This window comes from Myxococcus sp. AB036A (assembly GCF_006547355.1).
In the GTDB taxonomy this organism is placed as follows: Bacteria; Myxococcota; Myxococcia; order Myxococcales; family Myxococcaceae; genus Myxococcus; species Myxococcus virescens.
In genome coordinates, this window is sequence record NZ_VHLC01000107.1 from 1 (window position 1) to 22,131 (window position 22,131).

Genomic DNA, 22,131 nt, shown 5'->3' on the forward strand with positions numbered 1-22,131 from the left:
CGCTGTCGCCGCTGTCGGTGACGACCACGGTGGAGTTCGGCGCCGCGAGCGACCAGGTGGAGCTCAACGGGCACACCGCGAAGGGCAGCGAGCGCGACCGCGTGCTGCGGCTGCTGGAGTGGGTGCGCACCCAGGCGAAGGCCGACCTGGGCCCCGCGAAGGTGGTGTCGCGCGGGGACTTCCCTATGGCGGCGGGGTTGGCCAGCAGCGCGGCGGGCTTCGCGGCTCTGGCGGTGGCGGGACGCGCGGCGGCGGGGTTGCCGTCGGAGCCCCGCGCGGCCAGCATCCTGGCGCGCATGGGCAGCGGCTCGGCGTGCCGGAGCGTGCAGGGTGGGTTCTGCGAGTGGCAGCGCGGCGAACGTCCGGATGGTGAGGACAGCTTCGCGGTGCAGCGCTTCGACGCGGCCCACTGGCCGGACCTGCGCATGGTGGTGGCGATTCTCGACCGCGGCGAGAAAGAGGTGAAGTCGCGGGACGGGATGAAGCTCACGGTGGACACCAGCCCGTACTACCCGGCCTGGGTGAAGGACGCCGAGGTGGAGGTCGTGCAGGTGCGCGAGCACATCGCGAAGCGCGACCTGCAGGCCCTGGGGGAGCTGTGTGAGCGCAACGCGTGGCGGATGCACGCGACGTCGTTCGCCGCGAATCCGCCGCTGAGCTACATGAGCCCCGGCACGCTGGCGCTCATCCAGCACTTGAAGGAGCAGCGCAAGAAGGGCATCCCGGTGTGGTTCACGCTGGACGCGGGACCAAACCCGGTGCTGCTGACGGACGCCGCGCACGAGGTGGCCGCGGAGGCGCTGGCCCGCGCGTGCGGCGCGGTGGACGTGATTCGCTGCGTGCCCGGTGGTGACGCGGAGCTGAAGACGGAGCACCTCTTCTGATGGAGCGCGCCCTCTCCGCGCCGGGGAAGCTGTTCCTCTCCGGCGAGTACGCCGTGCTGTGGGGCGGTGTGGCGCGCCTGGCCGCGGTGGCACCGCGCACCGCCGCGTATGTCCGCCGCCGCGCGGATGCCCGCGTGCACGTGTGCCTGGAAGAGGGGACGCTGGCGGGGAGCACGACGCCACTGGGTGTGCGCTGGGCGCGGGAAGTGCCGGCGGGGTTCGCCTTCGTGGCGCGGGCGCTCGACGAGGCCCTGCGCGCACATGGGCGCGCGAGCCAGGGGTTCGACCTGGCGGTGGCCCCGTCCGCGGTGGGCCCGAACGGGCAGAAGCTGGGCATGGGCGGCAGTGCGTGCGCGACGGTGCTGGCGGCGGAAGGCGTGCGCTATGTGCTGGAGGAACGCTACGACGCGCTGAAGCTGGCGCTGCTGGCGCACACGCTGGGGCAGGGCGGGAAGGGCAGCGGCGGCGATGTAGCGACGAGCTTCGCCGGTGGCGTGCTGCGCTACCGGCGCTACGACGTGGCGCCCTTGATTGAGGCGAGCAACACCGGCCGGCTGCGCGCGGCGCTGGCGGAGTCTCCGTCAGTGGACGTGTGGCGACTGCCATCGCCCCGGGTGTCCATGGCGTATGCCTTCACGGGTGAGAGCGCCTCGACGCGGGTGTTGATTGGCCAGGTGGAAGCGCGTCTGGAGGAGTCAGGCCGCCGGAGCTTCGTGGAGCGCTCGGACACGCTGGGCCACGCGATTGAGGACGGGCTGAGCGGCGGTGACTTCCGGGCCTTCTCGGAGGCCGTGAAGGCGCAGCACGCCCTGCTGCTGGAGTTGGGGCCGCTGGAGACGGAAGGCATGCGCCGCGTGCTGGCGCTGGCGGCCACGTACGGCGCCGCGGGCAAGCTGTCCGGCGCGGGCGGAGGGGACGGCTGCATCCTGTTCGCGCCGGATGCGCAGGTCCGTGCGGAGATGTGCAAGGGATTGGAAGCCCGGGGCTTCCACACGCTGCTCCTGGATGCCGAGCCCGGTGTCCGTGGCGAGGCCCAGGTGGCTCCCCGACTGCGGACTTGGGTCGACGCTCTAACCTGAGCGCGCCTCTTCAAAGACCCGTCAACTCCGGCTATCTGCCTTGCATCCCAAGGTGGGAACAGTGTTCTTGATTCGGAAAGGGAGCAAGTTCCCTCAACCGAGGCTGCCCTGCTTCGGCTCCTCCATGAGCAGTGTGAAGTTGCGCCTTTGGCACCTCCACGCCTGAGTGGGCAAGACCTCTGCGAGGATGCAGGAGTTGGCCGGACTTGGGTGGCTCAAGGGGAGTGAATGAGTACTTTCGAGGGGGCGCGAGCGCTCGATGAGATTGCAAGGCGGTGGGCGCTGCACGACGGGAGGATTCTGTCGATAGCGGCGCGTGCCGCAGAGCACTGCGGAGTGCTACTGGAGCTCGTGTGCTCCCCGAGGCCGGAAAGCCCCGTGGCGGAGTTGCGCATCCGCTTTACGGGTGTGACCCGGATCGAATTCCGATGGTCTGAGGAACAGGCATTCTATTTCGTTCCTGGGTACAAGGCGCTCGTTCAGCCGTCGGGCATGGCCTATCTCTCCCTCGCCCCTTACGACGATACAGTCGCAGCAATCGATCCGAGAGATGCCAACGTCATTGAGGCGCGCGGGATCCTCGCTGAGTTTGTGATGAAGCCCTCTTTGGCCGGGTGAGTGGCGGCTGTCTGCGTCCAGTGAGCGATGGGTGGGCGAGTAATTTACCCGCGGCGGTGACGTGTGGAAGCGCCGCCCATAGGCGTCAGGCCATGTGCCCGAAGGTGACGACGATGCCCTGACGACCGGAGCCGGCGAGTGCGCGTCCGACTCACGGAAGATGGGCATCGAGCAAGGGCCCGGCGATGTCGCCCCGCTGAGCGGTCAGGGGCAGGGCGGGTTGTCGGTGTAGGGTTCGCCTCGCGCGACGTAGAGCAGGATGCCGGAGTCCTGCGAGGAGTAGCCGTCCGTGTTCTCTCCGAAGGCGTGGAACGTGAAGTAGTGCTGGCCGTGCTCGAAGCGCTCGGCCTTGCCGTCGCGGATGGCTTTGTCGACGTCGAGGAGCAGCTCTGCCTGCGCCGTGTTCCCACCCAGGCAGGACCAGCCGGGGCCGGGTACGCACTCTACCGGTGCATCCATCGCGAGCCCGCCCGGCTTGGGATTACGGCTGGGCGCGCCGTTGGCACTTGGCGTCGTCTGCACAATCTTCAGCGTGCCCGCCCATCGCATGCGCACGAGGTCGCCGCGATTCACCGGGACGTTGTACTCGAACTGCATTCCCTCCGCGTCGTTGTAGAGCTCGACAACACGGCACTTCCGTCCCCTGGAAGAGTCGATCGCACAGCAGGCCCCATCCTCTGAGGGACCGGTCTCCGCGCGCGAGAGGAGGAACTGCATGTTCGTCCCAGTGGGAACGTGATCCGGTCCGCGGCACTCCCACGGACAGTCCGCACAGCCGTAGGCGCAGCCATCCGAGAGATGGATCATCCCCGGGCGATGCTGGGCCGTGTCGATCAGGAACTCACCGAGGTGGTACGGCCCATTCACACACGTGTAATTCGGCCCACCGGCGCAGTTGGTGCGAGGGCCGCTCGCGAGCCCTCCAGGAATCAGCGCGTCCTCGTTCACGTTGTGGACCTGCACGACGTTGTGCAGACCGGTCCAGCGGAAGAGGATGAGGTCTCCCTGCTTTGCCGCGAAGGTCGGCTCCACCCAGTCGTAATGCGCCACGGTCGTGAAGTTGTTGACCTCGAACAGCGTGCAGTTCTCGCGGCTCGCATAGGCCGCGTAGCGCCCGTTGTAGTGGAGGGGATTGGCGAGCGCGCTGCACGGCTTCGGCGCGTACTGCGGGCTGGGGTTCTCACGCGTGGTCAGCGCGACGGAGACGACTCCACCGACGGGGTTTCCCTCGTCCACGAAGAAGTAGATGCCCGGGCGATAGCCGCATGGCGAGGTGCCAGTATTCCAGTCGAATGACCCCTGGACGGTCTTCGGTCCGCTCGCAATCTGCTGCGGCCACTGGGCGTCCCCGTAGGGGGCGACGGGCGGATCCTGCCCCTCGAAGTTCTTCACCTGCAGCACGTTGTGCGGCTCGCCGTCGTTCCAGACGAAGCGCACGGTGTCGCCTTCGGTGGCGAAGTGCACATTGCTCCGGCTGGGCCAGGCAATCTCGACGATCCGTCCCGGCGGGTTGTCTGTGCCGGGACACGCCGTCTCCCGATCCGGGATGCCATGATTCCCCCCAGAGCCGGCATCCGCGGCGCCTGGGGGCCCGCTTTGCCCCGCGTCGGGCGAGTCGGGGGTGGTCGTGGAACTGCAAGCCATGCTGACGACGAAGAAGAGCACGAGCGCGAGGCGGTCCATGAGGAAGGACAGACTAGGTCAGCGGCAGTGACGGAGAGAAGGCTGCGCTCGGCAGCCGTCAGAACATGTGCCCGACCGTTGGACCTGGGCTGCCTGGTAGCGCAGTTCCGTGTTCATGAACGCCGTGATGTTCCCGGCGAAGCCGTTGCGCTCGATGCCGCCCGCGCACGCTGTTCATTCCGCCAATGCCTTCAGAAGGGATGGCCTCGCAGGCGCAGCCAGAATCCCGGCATCCCCTGGTTGGAGCTGAAGCTCACCAGGGGGATGGCGATCGCATCGAAGCCAGACTTCCTCACGGGATTGAGCCCGGGGAAGCGCCCAGGCTGACAGGAGGACGGCCGCAGCGGGAATGCGCATGAAGAGGCCGCGAAGCACGCCCGGGTGGCGGCGCTCCTTCCCGCGCCCAAAAGCCTCGGCGGTTGCCCGCCCGCTCTCCTGGAAGGCGACTCACTCCCTGGGGCGGCTGTCCTCTCAAGTGTTCATCTTGGCTGCCGGAGGAGGGGAGGCGACACCCGTGAGCGCTGTGCTTCCACCAGCGATGCATCTATGGGCTCACGGCCTCGTGAGCCGGGTCCGGGAGAAGGTGCCACCCGCGCCAGGACGCAGGGCGAGGAAGCTGCTCCTCGTCCACCTGGATGGCGTTCCGAAGAGCCTGCTGGATGAAGCGCTCGTCGCGGGGCGCATGCCCTTCCTATCGCGGCTCGTCCGCTCGGGGGCCTTCCACCTGGACGAGGCCTTCTGGGGAGCGCCCACGTCAACGCCATACTTCCAGGCAGGCCTGCTCTACGGCATGCGCCATTCCAACCTGCCGGCCTACTCGTGGTTCGACCGTGAGCTGGGCCGCAAGGTCCAGATGAACACTCCGGCGGATGCGCTGGCCATCGATCAGCGCCTGCGCGGTGCGGGCCGCACCAGTCTGCTCGATGGTGGAGGCCACGGGTATTTCTCCCTGTTCCGAGCGGGAGCAGCGAACGCGCTGTGCATGAGCACGCTGGCCAGCTTCGAGCAGATGTCGCGCGCGTTCTCCTACGAGATGCTGGGGTTGCTCAGCGCGCGTACGCGAGGCATCTGGGACTACCTCCGCTCGCTGGGCATGGACACCTGGGCCGCGGCGCGCGAAGTCGTCCACTGGGCTCGCGGGCTCCACGATTGGCGCCACGAGCCGGCCTTCCTCTTCAGCCACGTCTTCCTCCAGCGGCTGGGTTGGAGCTTCGCCTTCACCAAGTCCCTGGTGGACATGGCGCGAGGCGTGCCCGTCATCTACCTGGTCTACGGTAACTACGATGAGGTGGCCCACCGTCGGGGGCCGCGCTCCGAACAAGCCCGCGCCGAGCTGCACCGCGTGGATGCGTACCTCGCGGAGTTGTACGCCGTGGCGGGCGCGGTGGAGCAGCCCTACGACGTCGTCTTCCTCTCCGACCACGGGCACGTGGACTGTCTGCCTTGGGAGCAGCGGAGGGGCCAACCTCTGGCCCAGTGGCTGATGGCGCCCCACGGCGACGGACCCCTCTCCGACGATGTGGTCCGCGGGCTCTGCGACGGAAGGACTCGACCGGAGCCGGACACTCGGCCGCGAGCGCCATTCACGCCGGTGGCTGTCGACTGCGGCAACTTCGCCCATGTGTATTTGTCCGGCGAGCCCAATCCGCTGGAAGCCATCTCCCTGCTCGCACGCCACCCGGATGTCCTGGCCCGGGTGACGCGGAGCCCGGACATCGGTCTCGTCGCGCTGCGAAGGGGCAACAGCGCGGTCGCGCTCGTGCGCGACGGCGTCTACACCGTGGACACGTTGGACCGGGCCCCACTGTCCACCGAATTCAGCAAGCGCGCGGTGGCGGACTTCCTCCGCGTACTCCCAACCATGTCCACCGCGGGCGACCTGGTCCTCTTCGGCGAAGCCGTGCAGCGCGGTGGCACCGTGGGCTTCGCCTGGGAGTTCGGCTCGCACGGAGGACTGACTCGCACGGAGGCCAACAGCCTGGTGTGCTGGCCCGCGAAGGCGCCCGTGGACCTGTCTGGCCTTTCGCACTGCGTACAGCTTCATGAGCGGCTCGCGGCGGCCTATCTCGACAACACCCCACGACTCCGGTTGGTGCCGTGAAGGGGAGGGCGAGGCACGCCGGAGGCCGTGCGTTGTTCAAGGCGCTGCTCGCCGTCTTCGGGCTCATGCTGTCCGTCGTCCTGCTGTCCACTGCCTTCTTCAAGTGGAACCTGAGCGGCACGGGGCCGCTGCTCCAGCCGCGCTTTCCGCTGGGGGACTTCGTGAGGGACTTGCCCGGCCACCTCGTGTGGCTGGTGCCCTTCATGCTGCTCCAGGCCTCCATCATCCCGCTGCGCGCGGTGCAGTGGCAGCGCACCCTCCGTCGGCATGTGCCCCTCAAGGAGCGCTACCACCTGGTGGCCATTGGCGCCTTCGTCCACAACGCGCTGCCGGGAAAGCTGGGCGACGTCATGCGCTCGTTCCTCCTGTCGAGGACGCAGCGCATCCCCTTTCTCCGGTGCCTGGGCACTGTGGGCGTCTGCAAGCTGATGGAGTTCGCGGCGCTGATGCTGCTCGTCATGCTGTCGTTGCTGGGCCCCTTCGGCCGGACGCTGTCCCGCTTCGAGGGGGAGCTGAAAGCGGCCGTGTTACTCTGTGTGGGGCTTGTTGCGCTCGTGGTGCTTCTGGCGCACTGGTCCGGTCCGCTCGCCTTCGCGCTGCACCGCCGCCACAAGCTCCCGAGGGTGGAGGGATTCCTCCACCACGTCAGCGAGGGCCTGGGCACCGCGCGCTCCTTCACCGGCATGGCGAAGGTGTTCGTCTTCTCGGTGGCGCCAGTGCTGGCCTCCGCGCTGGCCTACGGCCTGGCACTCCACGGCATCGGCATCTCTGGCGGACTCTTCGCCGGGGCGGTGGTGCTGGGGGCCATCTCCCTGGGGCAGTCGCTCCCGGGTGTCCCCGCGGGCATGGGCATCTACTACTTCGTGACGAGCTGGGCGGCCCGCAGCCTGGGGGCCTCGCCGGAGGACGCGGCGGCCTTCGCCACGCTCACGCACCTGGGCACCGTCATCAGCCAGGTCGCGGTGGGAGCCGTCTCCGTCCACCTGCGGAAGATTCGCATCCGCGACTTGCGCAAGGGCGGGAGCCTCGCGCGGGAGGCCGCGAACCACGTGGCGCACGATGCCGTGGAGCCCGCGCGTTCCTGACCCCTGAAAAGCGAAAAGGGGCCCCGGTTTGAAACCGGGGCCCCTTCTCAACTTTGTGCCCAGGAGAGGACTCGAACCTCCATGCCCTTGCAGGCGCTAGACCCTGAATCTAGTGTGTCTACCAATTCCACCACCTGGGCAGGTGGGGCATCGCGGTGCGGCGCTGCGATGGGCCGGACGTATAGAGCTACTGCCCGGCCCCGTCAAGCACTACGTAACAACCTCACTTCTTCAGCGGCCATTTTCCTTCGGCCTCGAGCGAACGGCGCAGGACGGGGTTCTCGTCCATGAAGGCGGTGAGGGACTCCTCGGTGATTTCGACCAGGATGTCCTCGGCGCCCAGCTCCGTCTGGCAGCTCAACCGGGAATAGGGGCGGACGTCGAAGCCCATGTCCAGGCGGTCCGCCTCCGCGTCCGTCTGCTCGCTCAGCGAGTCGAGGCCCTTGCGGACCCAGATATGGCAGGTGGAGCAGCCGCAGACCCCGCCACAGCTATGCCCCACCTGGGCGCCGCAGGCCTCGGCGGCGTCCAGCAGGGTGGTGCCGGTGGGCACGTCGGTGCTGACCTCGGCCAGGGGGCTCTTGAAAGTCACCTTGGGCACGTCAGTAGTCCTCCACGGAGTGGCCAGCCACCACCTGGGTGATGGCCTGATTCATCACCCGCTCGATGAAGGGGCGGGACGCCTCGTCCAGCGCGTGCACGGCCTCCTTCAGCTTCAGGTGGTCCTCGCCCTTCATCAGCTCGCGAACCCGGGCGATGGCGGAGTCGATGGTGGCGCGCTCCCCCTCCTGGAGCAGCGAGCCGTGCTCGCCCAGCTGCCGGTCCGCCTCGGCCAGGACGCGCTCGGCGTCCACCCGCTGCTCGCGGACCTGCCGGGCCTGGATGTCGTCCTCGGCGTAGTCGATGGAGTCGAGCAGCATCTGCTCAATCTCCTCGTCCGTGAGGCCGTGGCTGGGCTTCACGGTAATCGACTGGCTGACGCCGGTGCTCTGCTCCTGCGCGCTGACGGAGAGGATGCCGTCGGCGTCCACCTGGAAGCGGACCTCCACCCGGGCCATGCCCGCGGCCATGGGCGGAATGCCGGACAGGGTGAAGCGCGCCAGGCTGCGGTTGTCCTCCACCAGCTCGCGCTCGCCCTGGAGCACGTGGATGTCCAGGCCCGTCTGCCCATCCTTGAAGGTGGTGAAGACCTGGCCCGCGGTGGTGGGGATGGTGGAGTTGCGCTGAATCAGCTTCTCCACGATGCCGCCCATCGTCTCCAAACCCAGGGAGAGAGGAATCACGTCCAGCAGCAGCACGTCATCCTGCCGGTCCGCCGTGGTGAGCAGGTTGGCCAGCACCGCGGCGCCCAGCGCCACCACCTGGTCCGGGTCGATGTCGCCCAGCGGCTCACGGCCGAACAGCTCCGCCACATAGCGGCGCACCGCCGGCACGCGCGTGGCGCCGCCGACCAGGATGACGCCGTCCAGCTCCCCGGCCGTCACGCCCGCGTCCTTCATCGCCCGCCGGCACACCGTGCCCGTCTTCTGCACGAAGGGCTGAACCCAGGCGTCGAAGTCCTCGCGCTTCACCGAGTGCGTCTGCCCGCCCGCGGAGAACTCCACCGAAGCCGCGTCGGTGAGCGCTTCCTTGGCCTTGCGCGAAGCCGCCAGCACCTCCGCCACCAGGGCGGGAGCCGGCGCCTCGGATGCGCCCAGCGTCTCCATCAAGCGCTGAGCAATCGCCCGGTCGAAGTCATCGCCACCCAGCGCGGAGTCGCCGCCGGTGGACTTCACCTCGAACACACCGTCCACCAGCTTGAGGATGGAGATGTCGAAGGTGCCGCCGCCCAAATCGTAGACGACGAAGGTGCCCTGGCTGCCCTTGTCCAGTCCGTAGGCCAGCGCGGCGGCGGTGGGCTCGTTGAGCAGTCGCAGCACCTCCAGCCCGGCCAGGCGGCCCGCGTCCTTGGTGGCCTGCCGCTGGGCGTCGTCGAAGTAGGCGGGCACGGTGATGACGGCCTGCTCCACCTTGGTAGAGAAGTGCGCTTCCGCGCGGCGCTTGAGGGCGCGCAGCACCTCACCGGAGACTTCGATGGGCGTGACTGGCGTGCCGCCCGCAACGTCGAAGCGCACCACCTTGGCGCCGGGCGCGAACTTGTAGTGCCCCAGCTTTCGCGTCTCCGCGTCGTCCGGGCTGCGCCCCATGAAGCGCTTCACGGAGGCGATGGTGTCAGTGGGGTGCTCGGACGCCAGCTTCCGAGCCCGGGCGCCCACCACCACGCCGCCGTCCTTCGCGTAGTGCACCACGGAGGGGAGGAACAGCGCGTCGCCCTCGTCCACTGGGACGCAGACGGGCTGGTCCTTCACCACCGCCGCCACCAGCGAGTTCGTCGTGCCCAGGTCGATGCCCACCGCCTGCCCCTTGGGCTTCAGCGGGTCGTGAATCTGAAGGTAGCCGTTCTTGCTCACGCCTGAATCTCCTCCTCGAACGCGTCCACCTGCTCGAGGAAGCGCGTGAAGTAGCGCACCCGCCCCAGCGCGTGCGATGCCTTTCTCACTTGTTCCTGCCCGCCGTCCCCCGGCTCGCCCGCCTCCAGGGTGCGAAGCGACTCCACCGCTTCGGTGAGGGCCGCCTTCTTCCGGGCCTCCACGTCGTCCGCCATGGCCCGGGCGCGGCCCAGGTCCTTCTTCGCCATGGCGGTGTCCAGCGACTCGCGCAGGTCCATGACCTCCTCCAGGAAGGCCAGGGGCATGTCCTTCTGGGCGCCCGCGTCCTCGCGGTCCAGGTCGATGCCGTGCAGCTTGAGCAGGTAGAAGGCGCGGCGCACCGGGTCCTTCAACGTCTTGAAGGCCTCGTTGAGGGCGGTGGTGCCCTCCAGGGCCTGCAGGCGCTCGCGCGCGCTGGCCTGCGCCACGCGGTCCGGGTGGAGCTGCAACGACAGCTCGCGGTACTGCTTCTCCAGCGCCGGCACGTCCACGTCATAGGCGCGCTTCAGGCCGAAGACGTCGAAGTGAGTCCTCAAAGGGGGGCTCTCCAATGCGGGGAGGGGACAAACGAAAAGGGCCCGGCGGCTGGCCGGGCCCGCGTGGTGGCGGCTCCGCCCAGAAGGAGGCGGAGCGCTTGCTGTCGCGTCAGACGGAGAAGCTTTCTCCGCAGCCGCAGGCCGCCTTGATGTTGGGGTTGTTCAGCTTGAAGCCGGAGGCCATGAGCGTCTGCTCGAACACCAGCTCGGTACCGATGAGGTACAGGTAGCTCTTCGGGTCCACGAAGACGCGCACGCCGTCCTTCTCGAAAATCTTGTCGCGCTCGCGGGACTTCTCCGACCACTCCATGGAGTACTGGAGGCCCGAGCACCCGCCACCCTTCACGGCCAGCCGCAAGCCCGCTTCAGGCGTCTGCCGCTGCTCCAGCAGCTCCTTCAGTCGGGCCACCGCGCTGTCGGCAATGGTGATGCCCTTGGGGGGCTTGGCCACGGGCGCGGTGGCAGGCGCCTGGCGCTGCGTCGTCTCCTGGGTCGCCTGTTCGCTCATGGTTCGCCTCTCCCTTTCCTGAACGTCAGGACGCCTTGGCCTGACGCGCGGCGCGCTTCTTCTTGAAGTCCTCGATGGCCGCCTTGATGGCGTCCTCGGCCAGCACGGAGCAGTGAATCTTCACCGGCGGCAGCGACAGCTCGCGGGCCACGTCCTTGTTGGAGATGGTCATCGCCTGGTCCACCGTCTTGCCCTTCACCCACTCGGTGACGAGCGACGACGAGGCAATGGCCGACCCGCAGCCGAACGTCTTGAAGCGGGCGTCCTCGATGAGCCCGTCCTCGGAGATCTTGAGCTGCAGGCGCATCACGTCGCCGCAAGCGGGCGCGCCCACCAGGCCGGTGCCCACGTTCGGGTCTTCCTTGTCGAGCGTCCCGACGTTCCGGGGGTTCTCGTAGTGCTCGATGACCTTGTCGCTGTAAGCCATGCCTGCTCCTTCAACGGATGCTTCTCACCAAAGGTTCCGGCGGGCAACGCCCTCCGGGCGAGGAGGCTCGCGCCCCCCTGTCTACCTGAGAAGGCGCTAGTGCGCCGTCCACTCGATGCTCTTGAGGTCGATGCCTTCCTTGGCCATCTCGTAGAGCGGGCTCATGTCGCGCAGCTTGCGGACCTTGTCCACTACGAGGTTCACCACGTAGTCGACTTCCTCTTCCGTCGTGAAGCGGCCCAGGCCGAAGCGGATGGAGCTGTGCGCCAGCTCCTCGTCCACGCCCAGCGCGCGCAGCACGTAGGAGGGCTCCAGGGAGGCGGACGTACACGCCGAGCCGGAGGACACCGCCACGTCCTTGATGCCCATCATCAGGGACTCACCCTCCGCGTGGGCGAAGGAGATGTTGAGGTTGCCCGGCAGCCGGTGCTCCAGCGAGCCGTTGATGGTGGTCATGTCCAGCGCGTCCGTGAGGCCCTTGCGCAGCTTCTCACGCAGGCGAAGGAGGCGCGCCGACTCCTCGGGCAGCTCCTTGCGAGCCAGCTCGGCCGCCATGCCAAAGCCGACGATGGCCGACACGTTCAGCGTGCCGGAGCGCATGCCGCGCTCGTGACCGCCGCCATCGATGATGGGCGCGATGCGCACGCGCGGCCGGCGGCGCACGTACAGCGCGCCAATGCCCTTGGGGCCGTACATCTTGTGCGAGGTGATGGAGGCCAGGTCCACCTTCATGGCCTCCACGTCGAAGGGCACCTTGCCGATGCCCTGCACCGCGTCGCAGTGGAAGAGCACGCCCTTGGAGCGGCACAGCGCGCCAATCTCCGCGACGGGCTGCACCACGCCAATCTCGTTGTTGGCGAACATGATGGAAACCAGCACCGTCTTCGGCGTCATCGCCGCGGCCAGCTTCTCCAGGCTCACCCGTCCGTCGGGCTCCACGTCCAGGTAGGTGACGCGCGCGCCGCCGGTGGGCAGCTCAGCCCACTTTCGGTACGTCTCGTCGGAGTCCACGTCGTACTTCTTCAGCAGCTCCGACTGGTTTTCCTCGGTGACGTCCTGGCCCGCCAGCTGCGCCAGCCGCAGCAGCTTCAGCTCGTCCAGCCGCTCCTGCCGCACGCGCTCCAGGCGCTTGCAGGTGTCCAGGATGGCCTTGTGCTCCGTCTTGAGGGTGATGATGTGGTCACCCTTGGACTTGTAGAACTCGATGACGCCCTTGATGGCCAGGTTGTCGGACTCGGTGGCGCCCGAGGTGAAGACGATCTCCTGCTCGGCCGCGCCGATGAGCTCGGCCACCTGTTGCCGGGCCTTGTTCACCGCCGCCTCGGCCTTCCAGCCGAACACGTGATTGCGGCTCGCCGCGTTACCGAAGTCTTCTCGCAGGTAGGGCAGCATCGCCTCCAGCACCCGCGGGTCCAGCGGGGTGGTGGCGTGGTTGTCCATGTAGATCGGCAGCTTCACCATTGCTTCCAACACCTTCCTGGAGGGGACGTCGACCGGCGCCTCGGAGCGCCTTTGCCGCAGGGGGGCCTACACCGTCACACCTGAATGTGGACCGGACTGGTCAAATATAAAAAGGGGCGCCTTCGGGTCAAGCGAACATCAGGCGCGCTGCGGGTGTGGGTGCGTGCTCCCAATAGGACGTCTTAAGTCAACGCCGCGCCGTCGTGGATCAGTCCGGGCGCGCCGTCCTGGGACGAGGCGCCCCAGAATGGCGCACCCCCTCCGGCCAACCGCTTGATTTCCCGGCGAGCCCCTCCCTGGCCGGCCGCCTGCACGGGTGGCGGCCACCACAGGGAGGCACGCACATGAGCGCGAAGCAGACGGCCCGCACGAAGGAGTCACAGGAGACGGGGGAGGGCGGCGGGAGGACGCACCTGGTCCGGATGGACGGCGGGGGCGGAGGCAAGCTGGAACAACCGCGCTATGTGGACGGGTGGCGTGCCGGCAAGCCCGCGGAGGACCCGGAGAAGATGAAGCGCTGGGGGCTCGTCACCGCGCGGCCCAGTGAGTTCCTGGTCCACATGCGACGCGGCCGGGTGCGGGAGGTCAGCGGCCAGGGCGCCAGTTGTTTCAAGCTGCCGGGGGACTCGGTGGCCATTGTCCCCACCAGCATCCAGCGACTCCAGTTCACCGCGGACCAGGTGACGCACGAGAAGGTGGGCGTGCAGGTGACGGGGCTGGCGGTGTACCGGATTTCGGACCCGCTGGTGGCCTTCCGCATGCTCAACTTCTCCTTCCCGGAGCGCGCGCAGGAGAAGCTGGCGGAGCTGCTGCGGGAGATGTTCGTCGGCGCCGCGCGGCGGCTGGTGGCGAACATGTCCGTGGAGGAGTGCCTCTCCAAGCGCAAGGAGGGCATCGCCGCGGAGCTGGTGCGCGAGATCGCGCCCGTGCTCTCCGGCCGAGGCCGCCTGGAGGACCAGACGGACGCGGGCTGGGGCGTCATCCTGGACACGATTGAAATCCAGGACGTGCGCGTCCTGTCCTCCACCGTCTTCGCCAACATGCAGGCGCGCTTCCGCCATGAACAGGAGCGGCAGGCGCGTGAGGCGGAGCTGGCCAAGGAGCGCTTCGTCCACCGCGAGGAGACGGAAGCCGAGCGGCAGTTGAGCCTCCAGCGGCTGGCGGCCGAGGAGGAGGTGCGCCAGAAGAAGCAGACCGCGGAGGAGCAGGCCCGGCTGGAGGCGCTGGCGGTGGAGGCGCGCGTGGCCGAGGCGAAGCTCGCCCAGGAGCGCACGCTGAAGCAGGAGCAGGCCACCGTGGAGCGCGAGGTGGCGCTGACGAAGATGGCCGCCGAGCAGGAGGTCCGCCAGAAGAAGCAGGTGGCCGACGAACAGGCGAAGCTGGATGCGCTGGCCGCGGAGTCCCGCCTGGCCGACGCGAAAATCGTCTCCGAGCGGGCGCTGGCCGTGAGCCGCGCGCAGGTGGAGATGGAGAAGCTCCAGCGCGAACAGGACGCGGAAGTCGCTCGCCAGCGCGTGGCCCTGGAGAAGCTCAAGCGCGAGCAGGACACGGAGGCCGGCCGCGCGAAACTGGAGCTGGAGAAGCTGAAGCTGGCGCAGGAGTCCGAGGCCGCGCAGGCGAAAATCGAGCTGGTGCGGCTCCAGCGCGCGCAGGAGGCGGAGAACGCCAAGGCGCAGATGGAGCTGGCGCGGCAGCAGCGTGAGCAGGAGCTGGAGCTGTCACGCCAGCGGCACGAGCAGGAGGTGGAGCTGGCGAAGCTGCGCCGCGAGCAGGAGGAGGCCGGCGCCAAGGCGCAGTTGGAGCTGGAGCGCCTGCGCCGCGAGCACGAACAGGCCACCGCGTGGCACGAGGTGCAGATGGCCGCGCACCAGCAGGAGGCCGAGCGGCTCCACGCGGAGCTCCAGGTGGTGCAGGCCCGGCGGTCCATCGTGGAGACGGAGATGGTCATCGCCGAGCTGAGTGTGCGCAAGGACCGGGCGCAGCAGGACCTGGAGCTGGGCAAGGCGCGCGCGCTGCGCGACATCGAGAACAGCGTCAGCCCGGAGGTCATCCAGATGGCCCTGGCGCAGCAGCTCCCGCAGGTGGCCGCGGCCTTCCAGCAGAAGATGGGCGAGGTGCACGTCACCGCGGTGGATGGGGCCAATCCGTTTGGTTACATCGCCGCCGCGGTGGAGGGCGTCATGGGGCTGGCACGTTCCGCCGGACTGAAGACGCCTGCTTCCCCGCTTGCCCCTCCGGCGCAGTAGCCCGGGGCCCCTGGCCTGCGTATACAAGGGGGGGCCTGGGACCACGGAGTCACGCGCGCATGGATGCGAAGAAACTCGGAGTGATGGCGGTGCTGGCCGGAGTGGCGGTGGCCGTGGTGCCATGGCTGCTGCCCACGGGCCCCAACGCCAACCTGGATGCGGCCCGGTTCCTCGAATCCGGCAGCCTCGCGGTGGGCGCGGCGGTGGTGTTCGCGGGTGGGTTGCTCACCGCGCTGACGCCGTGTGTCTATCCGCTCATCCCCATCACCGTGTCCGTCTTCGGCGCGCGCAAGACGGAGGGCCGGGGCCGCGCGCTGCTCCTGACGTCCTCCTACATCGTGGGCATGGGCGTGGTGTTCAGCGCGCTGGGCGTGCTGGCGGCGAAGACGGGCCAGGCGTTCGGGTCGATGCTGGGGCACCCGGCAGTGGTGACGGGCCTGGCGGTGTTCCTGCTGCTGCTGGCCACGTCCATGTTCGGCGCGTTCGAGCTGGCGCTGCCGTCGTCTTTCCAGACGAAGCTCAACGCCGTGGGGGGCGCGGGTGTGGCGGGCGCGTTCCTGATGGGCAGCGTGTCCGGCTTCCTCGCGGCGCCGTGCACCGGCCCGGTGCTGACGGGCCTCCTGGCCTTCGTGGCGAAGTCGGCCAACACCACGCTGGGCGCGTCGCTGCTGTTCGTCTACGCGCTGGGCATCGGCGTGCCGTTCTTCCTCATTGGCGTCTTCACCGTCCGGCTGCCGCGCGGCGGCGTGTGGATGGAGTGGGTGAAGAGCGTGCTGGGCATCATGCTGGTGGCCCTGGCCTTCAGCTACCTCAAGGACGCCTTCCCCTGGGCGCGGGACGTGGTGAAGGGGCTGGGCCAACACGTGGGCCGGGTGCCGGGAGCCGTCATCGCCGCGCTGCTGGTGGCGGTGGGCGTGGCCCTGGGCGCGGTGCACCGCTCGTTCAAGGAAGGCGCGCGGGAGTTCTCGTTCAAGGCGCTGGGCGTGGCGCTCGTCGTCGCGGCGCTGGTGCTGCGGGGCGGTGCGCTGGACGCGGGCCCGGTGGGCACGTTGTGGGTGAGCCTGGGGCTCGCCGAGCCGCCGCGCGCACCGTCCTGGCAGTGGCACCACGTCATGCCGGCGAAGCAGGCCACCTTCTCCCCGGAGGCCTTCGACCAGGTGCTCGCACAGGCGAAGGCGGAGGGCCGGCCGGTGCTCATCGACTTCTTCGCGGACTGGTGTGCGGCCTGCAAGGAACTGGACCGCGACACCTACCCCGCGCAGCAGGTCATCTCCGAGTCCGACGAGGGGCGCTTCCTCAACATCAAGATTGACGCGACGAACAGCGAGGACTCGCTGGACGCGCTGCTGGAGCGCTTCGATGTGGAGGGCCTGCCCACCGTGGCGTTCATCTCGCCGGAGGGCAAGGTGCTCACCCAGCCACGTGTCACCGGCTTCCTGGCACCCAGCCCCTTCGCCACGGAGATGAAGAAGGCGCGCTGCACGGACGCCAACGCCTGCTGATTCGGTGGGCGACGCCTGGCTACGGTGCGGTCTCCGGAAGGAAGCGGGCTCGCAACTCGGGCGTGGGGATGCGGCACTGCGCTTCCCGGCCGAACCAGCGGTAGCGGTTGCGCGCGATGATTCGGTAGACGAGGTCGCGCAGCGGCCGGGGCACCACGATGAAAGCGTAGAGAAACCGCCACGGCCCCTTCAGCATCCGCGCGACGCGGAGCGCGGCCGTGGACCGCTCGTACAGCTTGTCGTCCTGCAGGAGGACGAAGCTGTCCGGTTCCTCCTTGGGCACGACGCCATGCGGTGCCAGCAGCGCGGCGGCCCGCTGGGACTGCAGCGCCGTGAAGCGGATGCGCGCGTCCGGGTCCCGGTCGATGATGAAGAGGACCGTGCCGTTGCACAGGTTGCACACGCCGTCGAAGAGGACCACGGTGTCCGGGGGCTGGGCGCGGGACATGATGCGGCAAGTCTAACAGCCCGCTTCGTGGGGTGACGCCGAAGCGGTGGGGGAATTCCAGACGGGTGTCCTCGCAGCCGCGCCCGTGCATGCGGGGTGTCAGAGCCGGGGTGTTTCCTTCCCTGGCGCCGCCCTTGCAGAATGTTCGGACATGCCCTCGCCGCCCATTGCTCCCCGACTCCTGGAGTTATCCGCCCACGCCCTGCTGTGGAGGCGAAGCAAGCAGTGGATGCTCCAGGCGAACCGGCTGGTGCGGTGGTCCGCGACCCCCGAGCGCTGGCCACGCCCGCTCCTGGCGCCCACTCACGAGAGGGGCGTGCTCCTCGGCTCGCACACCGTGAATCTGGAGCGCTCGGACTCGGACGCGGACCCCGTGCTCGAAGCGGGCAAGCAGCACAACGTGCGTCTGGCGGCGCCGGCCTTCGATGGCCTCCTCCTCGCACCGGACAGGCCCCTCTCTTTCTGGCGCACGCTGGGCCGGCTGACGGAGCGCAAGGGCTACCGGCATGGGCTGGCGCTGAGCGGTGGCTGTCTCACCCCGTCCATTGGGGGCGGCATCTGCCTTCTGGCCAATGCGCTCTTCGAGTTCGGCGCACGCCAGGGCTGGCACATCCTGGAGCGCTGGGGGCACACGATGGAGGCGGTACCCCCGCCGCCAGGCGCGCTGTGGGGAATGGATGCCACGGTGGCCTGGCCCTATGTGGACCTGGTGATGGCGCCTCGTGAGGGCCCGGTGCGGCTCGGAGCCCGCGTCTCGGACGGGAAGCTGCGGCTCTCCCTCCATGGGGCGGAGGCCCCCCGGACACGCTCACGGCTGTGGTCCGAGGACGAGTCCCTTCTCGAACTCGCCGAGGGAACCCTGCGCATCAACCGCGTCGTGCGCCGAGTCGAAGACACCAGTTCTGGCGCCGTGCTCGAGGAGCGCACCATCGCCGAGAACCGGCGCCGCCTGCTGAACCCCGAGGCGCGGAAGCGGACGTGCCTGACGTGCGGGGAGACCGCATGCCACGCCCGCGTCGAAGTCCCACGGTCGGAGGCCCGGGCGCCATGAACCTGGTTCTCGCACCGGAGCCCGCTCCCTGGCTCTCCCATCTCGCGTCGCTGCTCACGCGCGAGGCGGAGGTGCTGGCCCCCTGGGCGCTGCCGAGACTGCCCGATTGGGGACCACTCCCCGCCCGCCTGCGTCAGGCCTGGACCCGCCGGACGTTGCCGGTGCCCGAGGGCTTCCGCGTCTGGGGCCTTCCAGGCTGGGGGGCCGTGGAGGCCGGGATGCGAGTCGCGGCGCGCTCGACAGCGGCGACATTCCAGGCCCGCTTCACCCTGCGCAAGCGGTGGGCGCAGGCGGCCTCGGCGTTGCTTCCGGCGTCGGTGGAGACGGTGCTCGCGCCAGCGCTCGGTGCCCGGGAGGTCTTCGCGATGGCACGCCGCCGGGGCGCGCGCTGCGTGCTGGTGGAGGACCTGCCCTCCTTGAGGGCACTGCACGCGGACCTGGACGCCGCGGCCTCGAGACACCCGGAGGAGGCCTTTCTCCGCAACCACCGCGCCTCTGCGGAGGACGTCGCGCGGCAGGAGGCGGAGCGAGTCCTCGCGGATGAAATCTGGGTGCGAGGCGCGCTCGCCCTCGAGCGGCTGCGGCTGGCGGGACACGCCCCGGAGAAGCTCCGCAGGCTGCATTTCCCGTCGGACCGGGAACAGCCCCAGGCGCCCCGTCCGCCCCTGCGTCACGGCCCGTACGTGGCCCTCCTCGCCGGGCCCGCTCTCGCGCGCGGCGGACTGCGAGAAGCCTTGGCGGCGCTCGACGAACGGCCCCAGTGGAACCTCTGGGTGCGCCCCGCCGAGGGCACGGACCCACGACACCTGAACCACCCACGAGTGCGGAAGGTGACGGCTCAGGTCCAGCGCACGCTCCAGCAGGTGGACGTGGTGCTCGCGCCAGCGTGGTGTGAGAGCCACCTGGGCGAGCTGGCGCAGGCGCGGGAGCAAGGCATCCCCATCATCGCCACGGACCGCGCCGCGGGCTTCTGGCCCTGTCGGGCGATTCCTCGCGGCGATGTGCCCGCCCTCATCGCCGAACTGGACGCGCTGACCGCGCGCTGAAGCCCACGCCTGTTGGCGCCAACCCACTCCTGCGTGGGCTGTTCGTGCTCATCGCGAAGCGCCGGCCGGGGCGGCCCCTTGACGGCGTCGAGCGCGCTAGGTGTTCCTGCCCCGGCTCGCGAGGACGCGGTCAATCATCTGCTCGTGCAGCGCATGCAGCGGTTGGGCGACGTGTTCGCCCTCCAGGTACGCAAGCGCACCGGCGATGGCCTCCAGCGTGGACATGCCATCCGGGTGGGGCGGGCGACGCAGGCGCCGCGAGTCCGGCGCGGGCGGTGGCAGCTTCAAGCCGGGCAGTCGCCGCAACGCGGGGACTCGCTGCACCATGCGGCGTGCTTGTCCCCAGCTCCCATCCAGGATGATGAGCCTGCTGGGAAAGGCCGCACCGGGCGCGGGCTCGTGGTGCGCGTCCGGGAACAGCAGCCACGTGTCATCGCCCTCCAGGATGGAGGCGTCGAAGGGGACGCCCGGCGAGCCATAGGAGACGATGCTGCACCGGGGAATGGCGAGCGCCGCCATGCGCGCGGTGTTGGTGGATTTGAGCGTCTCTTTGTGGTGCCGGACGATGAGCAGCTCCGTGCGCGTGGAGACGCACGGCACCTCGGCGCATAGACACAGGGCAGCGGGGAGGAAGCAGCGCGGGCAGCGACCCGCGAGGTCCTCGGGCGTTCGAGACCTCATTTGCCCTGGCGGTATCGCTCCATGAGAGTCCGGGCCTCGCGCAACTTCTCCTCGACGAAGCGGTCATCCGCGTCCGGCTCGTACTCCGCGTCGGGCAGGTCGAGGTGGAAGAGGGCGGAGAGGCTGACGGGCGTCACTTCCAACCATTCGGCGGTGCGGTTGAGCGCGGCCTGACGGCGGCCCGCGAAGGTCTCCGGCCCGTCTTCGGGGCCGCAGCGGCAGATGCGCGCCGAGTCAGCGGACACGTCCACGTAGAGCCCCAGCACCTCCGCGTCCAGCTCCGCGGCCAGCGCGCACGTGGCCTCGCTGACATAGGCGGCCATGGCCTGCGCCGCGGAGCGCTCCGTCAGCGAGCGGACCAGGAACACCTGCCAGCCGGCTTCGGTAATCGCGCCAGCTTCCTGGAGCGGCGCCAGCTCCGCGGGCGGCGCGTGGATGCGCGTGAGCAGCCGTCGCACGGGCACTTCCATCCGCTCGAGCCGAGCGCTCGACGCGGGACAGAAGAAGACGACGCGATACTCACGGCTGTCGGCTGCGGTTTCCATAGGCATACGGCGTCGCCAGGAACGGAGGGAAGAGTGTGTGCGGGGGCCCAAGAGGACCAAAGGACTCCCCAAGCATGCAAGCGGTGATTTGGCGCACGCGTTCAGCGTGCCGCGGCGCGCAGCGGCACGGCCTGGAGGGTGGCGCGTCGCTCGGCCGCCACCCATGCGCCGGCCACCAGCACCAACAGGCCCCCGCCCAGGGCGACGGGCGTCAGCGTCTCCGCGAAGAAGGCCCAGCCCACCAGTGAAGCCGTGAGCGGTTCCAGGTACGTGAGCGCCGCCGTGGCCGCGGTGGGAACGTGCCGCAGACCGGTATGGAAGAGGATGTTTCCAATGAGGCCGCAAACGATGCCGCCCACGAGCACGAGGAGCGTGCCTCCATCCACCGTGGGTGGCAGTACCCGGTCTCCGAAACAGAGCAGCAGCACGCCCGCGGAGATGGGGGCATGCAGTGATGTCACGGCCATGGGTGAATAGGCCCGCGCCGCCTGTTTCGCGGCCAGGACGATGATGGCGTAGAAGCAGGCGCTGCCCGCGCCCAGCAGCGCCGTCAGCCCCGAGAAGTCACCGTCGCGCCGGCCGATGAGCAGGGCCAGGCCCACCAGCGTCACGGGGCCGCCTATCAGGGCCCGGGTGGAGCGCTCCTCGCCCAGCACCCAGGGGGCCAGCAGCGCCAGCAGCAAGGGCGCCAGGTAGTGCGTCAGCACGGCGATGGACACCGGCCCGCGCTCCATGGCGGCGAAGAAGAGGGCCGTGTTCGCCGCGTCCGCCAGCGCCACGACGAGCATCGCCAGGGTGGCCCGGCGGTCGCGCAGGGCATCGCGCCGGAACAGGAAGGGCGCCGGGAGCGACATGGCCAGGAGCACGAGGAATGCGTTCTGCGGCCCGGCGAGCCCCGCTGGACGGAAGAAGAGCGCCCAGCACCCCCAGAGGGTGGCCCCGGCCGCGACCATGGCGAAGTACCGCACCGTGTGACTCCTGGTGACTCCGGCGCGCACTCCGGCTCCGGCGGGCGCGCAGCCTACCTCAGCCTGGGGCTCGCGTACCGTCCGCGCGTTGGGCCTCGGCCTGGGCTCGCAGGCCCTCCATGTCGGGCGTGAAGGGGCGGTCGGGGACGAGGCGCGCCCGGCGGATGCGGTCCATGCGGAACATGCGCGCCGCGGCCTTCTCCACGTCCCGGGCCAGCACGTACCAGACGGGCGATTCGACCAGCAGCCCGTGCGGCTCCACGATGCGGCGGGTCGCCTTGCCGTGCCGGTCGCGGTATTCGAAGGACAGGCAGACCTGCTCGCGGAAGGCCCGCTCGAAGACGGCGAGCAGTTCCTCCGGCGGTGTTCCGACATCCGCCAGCACACGGGGGCTCGCCGGCCGCCCCACCACCACGCGGCGGCAGAGCTCACGCATGCCCCGGGCCCGCTCCTTGGGGACGCTGGCGAAGAGCTTCTGGAGCCCCGAGCGCGCCGCGCTGCCCCAGGGCAACGTGCTGCCCGTCGCGGACAGGTTCGCGGCCAGCCAGAGCGCGACCACCTCCTCCTGCGACAGGTGGACGGCCGCCACGCCCCGGTCCCGCTCCAGCCTGACGCCACCCCCAGGGCCTGTGTCACTGCTCAGGGGAATGCCTTGTTGTCGCAGCGTCGCCAGGTCCCGGTGGACGGTGCGCGCGCTCACGTCGAGCGCCTCGGCGATCTCCGTCACCGTCGTCCCATCCCGGCCCCGCAGGAAGTCCAGCAGCCGCATCACCCGGTCGACTCGTGCCATTGCT

General features: G+C 69.4%; 21 protein-coding genes and 1 tRNA gene. 9 read left to right on the top strand and 13 right to left on the bottom strand.

Going from position 1 to position 22,131, the window contains the following annotated elements:
- From mvaD to FL344_RS31425, 3 genes are all read left to right on the top strand, one after another.
- The coding region (gene mvaD, locus FL344_RS31415; protein WP_141621118.1) for a diphosphomevalonate decarboxylase at window positions 1-884 on the top strand (884 nt) is incomplete at its 5' end.
- Window positions 884-1,963 (top strand): mevalonate kinase, encoded by a 1,080-nt coding sequence (locus FL344_RS31420; protein ID WP_141621119.1) that lies wholly within the window; start codon window positions 884-886, stop codon window positions 1,961-1,963. The genes mvaD and FL344_RS31420, both read left to right, overlap by 1 nt.
- Before the next feature lie 228 nt (window positions 1,964-2,191).
- A complete protein-coding gene (locus tag FL344_RS31425; protein ID WP_141621120.1) occupies window positions 2,192-2,581 on the top strand; it encodes a hypothetical protein in 390 nt (129 codons plus the stop codon).
- Between the two features lie 204 nt (window positions 2,582-2,785).
- Here the strand turns inward: FL344_RS31425 and FL344_RS31430 are convergent, their stop codons facing one another.
- On the bottom strand, window positions 2,786-4,264 hold the full coding sequence (locus FL344_RS31430; RefSeq protein ID WP_194863320.1) for a hypothetical protein: 1,479 nt from the start codon (window positions 4,262-4,264) through the stop codon (window positions 2,786-2,788).
- A gap of 349 nt (window positions 4,265-4,613) precedes the next feature.
- Here FL344_RS31430 and FL344_RS31435 point away from each other — a divergent pair, with 349 nt between their 5' ends.
- Together FL344_RS31435 and FL344_RS31440 are read left to right on the top strand one after the other, a co-directional pair.
- The gene (locus FL344_RS31435; RefSeq protein WP_228565507.1) at window positions 4,614-6,365 is read left to right on the top strand and encodes an alkaline phosphatase family protein; all 1,752 of its coding nucleotides are present in this window, start codon (window positions 4,614-4,616) and stop codon (window positions 6,363-6,365) included.
- Window positions 6,362-7,450 (top strand): lysylphosphatidylglycerol synthase transmembrane domain-containing protein, encoded by a 1,089-nt coding sequence (locus FL344_RS31440; protein ID WP_141621122.1) that lies wholly within the window; start codon window positions 6,362-6,364, stop codon window positions 7,448-7,450. The genes FL344_RS31435 and FL344_RS31440 overlap by 4 nt, the downstream gene beginning before the upstream one ends.
- 56 nt (window positions 7,451-7,506) lie before the next feature.
- On the opposite strand, the gene FL344_RS31445 is transcribed toward FL344_RS31440, so the two are convergent.
- From FL344_RS31445 to FL344_RS31475, 7 genes are all read right to left on the bottom strand, one after another.
- Window positions 7,507-7,590 (bottom strand) — tRNA-Leu (locus FL344_RS31445).
- 83 nt (window positions 7,591-7,673) lie between these two features.
- Window positions 7,674-8,051 (bottom strand): 2Fe-2S iron-sulfur cluster-binding protein, encoded by a 378-nt coding sequence (locus FL344_RS31450; RefSeq protein WP_141594420.1) that lies wholly within the window; start codon window positions 8,049-8,051, stop codon window positions 7,674-7,676.
- Window position 8,052: 1 nt separating this feature from the next.
- Entirely contained in the window at window positions 8,053-9,900 is a 1,848-nt protein-coding gene (gene hscA / locus FL344_RS31455) for a Fe-S protein assembly chaperone HscA (RefSeq protein ID WP_141621123.1), read from the bottom strand.
- The gene (hscB, locus tag FL344_RS31460) at window positions 9,897-10,454 is read right to left on the bottom strand and encodes a Fe-S protein assembly co-chaperone HscB (protein ID WP_141621124.1); all 558 of its coding nucleotides are present in this window, start codon (window positions 10,452-10,454) and stop codon (window positions 9,897-9,899) included. The genes hscA and hscB overlap by 4 nt, the downstream gene beginning before the upstream one ends.
- 109 nt (window positions 10,455-10,563) lie before the next feature.
- Window positions 10,564-10,962 carry an iron-sulfur cluster assembly accessory protein gene (locus FL344_RS31465; RefSeq protein WP_002634234.1) on the bottom strand — a complete coding sequence of 133 codons (399 nt, stop codon included), beginning with the start codon at window positions 10,960-10,962 and terminating at the stop codon, window positions 10,564-10,566.
- 25 nt (window positions 10,963-10,987) lie between these two features.
- On the bottom strand, window positions 10,988-11,389 hold the full coding sequence (iscU, locus tag FL344_RS31470; protein ID WP_002634235.1) for a Fe-S cluster assembly scaffold IscU: 402 nt from the start codon (window positions 11,387-11,389) through the stop codon (window positions 10,988-10,990).
- A 96-nt stretch (window positions 11,390-11,485) separates the two neighbouring features.
- The gene (locus FL344_RS31475) at window positions 11,486-12,847 is read right to left on the bottom strand and encodes an IscS subfamily cysteine desulfurase (protein ID WP_228565510.1); all 1,362 of its coding nucleotides are present in this window, start codon (window positions 12,845-12,847) and stop codon (window positions 11,486-11,488) included.
- A gap of 347 nt (window positions 12,848-13,194) precedes the next feature.
- Between FL344_RS31475 and FL344_RS31480 the strand changes: the two genes are divergently transcribed.
- Window positions 13,195-15,096, top strand: a complete 1,902-nt coding sequence (locus tag FL344_RS31480; RefSeq protein WP_228565508.1) for an SPFH domain-containing protein — start codon at window positions 13,195-13,197, stop codon at window positions 15,094-15,096.
- Between the two features lie 59 nt (window positions 15,097-15,155).
- Entirely contained in the window at window positions 15,156-16,598 is a 1,443-nt protein-coding gene (locus FL344_RS31485; RefSeq protein WP_141621127.1) for a protein-disulfide reductase DsbD, read from the top strand.
- A gap of 19 nt (window positions 16,599-16,617) precedes the next feature.
- On the opposite strand, the gene FL344_RS31490 is transcribed toward FL344_RS31485, so the two are convergent.
- A complete protein-coding gene (locus tag FL344_RS31490; protein ID WP_141594285.1) occupies window positions 16,618-17,046 on the bottom strand; it encodes a thiol-disulfide oxidoreductase DCC family protein in 429 nt (142 codons plus the stop codon).
- Window positions 17,047-17,362: 316 nt separating this feature from the next.
- Here FL344_RS31490 and FL344_RS31495 point away from each other — a divergent pair, with 316 nt between their 5' ends.
- Both FL344_RS31495 and FL344_RS31500 read left to right on the top strand, forming a co-directional pair.
- The gene (locus FL344_RS31495; RefSeq protein WP_228565509.1) at window positions 17,363-18,097 is read left to right on the top strand and encodes a VanW family protein; all 735 of its coding nucleotides are present in this window, start codon (window positions 17,363-17,365) and stop codon (window positions 18,095-18,097) included.
- Complete coding sequence (locus FL344_RS31500; RefSeq protein WP_141621128.1) at window positions 18,094-19,143, top strand: hypothetical protein; 1,050 nt, start codon at window positions 18,094-18,096, stop codon at window positions 19,141-19,143. Before FL344_RS31495 ends, FL344_RS31500 begins: the two co-directional genes overlap by 4 nt.
- Before the next feature lie 96 nt (window positions 19,144-19,239).
- Here the strand turns inward: FL344_RS31500 and FL344_RS31505 are convergent, their stop codons facing one another.
- The 4 genes from FL344_RS31505 to FL344_RS31520 form a co-directional block, all read right to left on the bottom strand.
- On the bottom strand, window positions 19,240-19,824 hold the full coding sequence (locus tag FL344_RS31505; RefSeq protein WP_141594283.1) for a tRNA-uridine aminocarboxypropyltransferase: 585 nt from the start codon (window positions 19,822-19,824) through the stop codon (window positions 19,240-19,242).
- Entirely contained in the window at window positions 19,821-20,369 is a 549-nt protein-coding gene (locus FL344_RS31510) for a hypothetical protein (protein WP_141594288.1), read from the bottom strand. The genes FL344_RS31505 and FL344_RS31510 overlap by 4 nt, the downstream gene beginning before the upstream one ends.
- A 101-nt stretch (window positions 20,370-20,470) precedes the next feature.
- A complete protein-coding gene (locus FL344_RS31515) occupies window positions 20,471-21,337 on the bottom strand; it encodes a DMT family transporter (protein WP_194863321.1) in 867 nt (288 codons plus the stop codon).
- Between the two features lie 58 nt (window positions 21,338-21,395).
- The gene (locus FL344_RS31520) at window positions 21,396-22,127 is read right to left on the bottom strand and encodes a YafY family protein (RefSeq protein ID WP_141621130.1); all 732 of its coding nucleotides are present in this window, start codon (window positions 22,125-22,127) and stop codon (window positions 21,396-21,398) included.
- Between the last annotated feature and the right edge of the window lie 4 nt (window positions 22,128-22,131).

What these genes read in the sequence shown, in the direction of transcription:
- FL344_RS31420 (WP_141621119.1), top strand. Translation starts at nt 884, where the DNA reads ATGGAGCGCGCCCTCTCCGCGCCGGGGAAGCTGTTCCTCTCCGGCGAG.
- FL344_RS31425 (WP_141621120.1), top strand. Translation starts at nt 2,192, where the DNA reads ATGAGTACTTTCGAGGGGGCGCGAGCGCTCGATGAGATTGCAAGGCGG.
- FL344_RS31430 (WP_194863320.1), bottom strand. Translation starts at nt 4,264, where the DNA reads ATGGACCGCCTCGCGCTCGTGCTCTTCTTCGTCGTCAGCATGGCTTGC.
- FL344_RS31435 (WP_228565507.1), top strand. Translation starts at nt 4,614, where the DNA reads ATGCGCATGAAGAGGCCGCGAAGCACGCCCGGGTGGCGGCGCTCCTTC.
- FL344_RS31465 (WP_002634234.1), bottom strand. Translation starts at nt 10,962, where the DNA reads ATGAGCGAACAGGCGACCCAGGAGACGACGCAGCGCCAGGCGCCTGCC.
- iscU (WP_002634235.1), bottom strand. Translation starts at nt 11,389, where the DNA reads ATGGCTTACAGCGACAAGGTCATCGAGCACTACGAGAACCCCCGGAAC.
- FL344_RS31480 (WP_228565508.1), top strand. Translation starts at nt 13,195, where the DNA reads ATGAGCGCGAAGCAGACGGCCCGCACGAAGGAGTCACAGGAGACGGGG.
- FL344_RS31485 (WP_141621127.1), top strand. Translation starts at nt 15,156, where the DNA reads ATGGATGCGAAGAAACTCGGAGTGATGGCGGTGCTGGCCGGAGTGGCG.
- FL344_RS31490 (WP_141594285.1), bottom strand. Translation starts at nt 17,046, where the DNA reads ATGTCCCGCGCCCAGCCCCCGGACACCGTGGTCCTCTTCGACGGCGTG.
- FL344_RS31500 (WP_141621128.1), top strand. Translation starts at nt 18,094, where the DNA reads ATGAACCTGGTTCTCGCACCGGAGCCCGCTCCCTGGCTCTCCCATCTC.
- FL344_RS31505 (WP_141594283.1), bottom strand. Translation starts at nt 19,824, where the DNA reads ATGAGGTCTCGAACGCCCGAGGACCTCGCGGGTCGCTGCCCGCGCTGC.
- FL344_RS31510 (WP_141594288.1), bottom strand. Translation starts at nt 20,369, where the DNA reads ATGGAAACCGCAGCCGACAGCCGTGAGTATCGCGTCGTCTTCTTCTGT.
- FL344_RS31520 (WP_141621130.1), bottom strand. Translation starts at nt 22,127, where the DNA reads ATGGCACGAGTCGACCGGGTGATGCGGCTGCTGGACTTCCTGCGGGGC.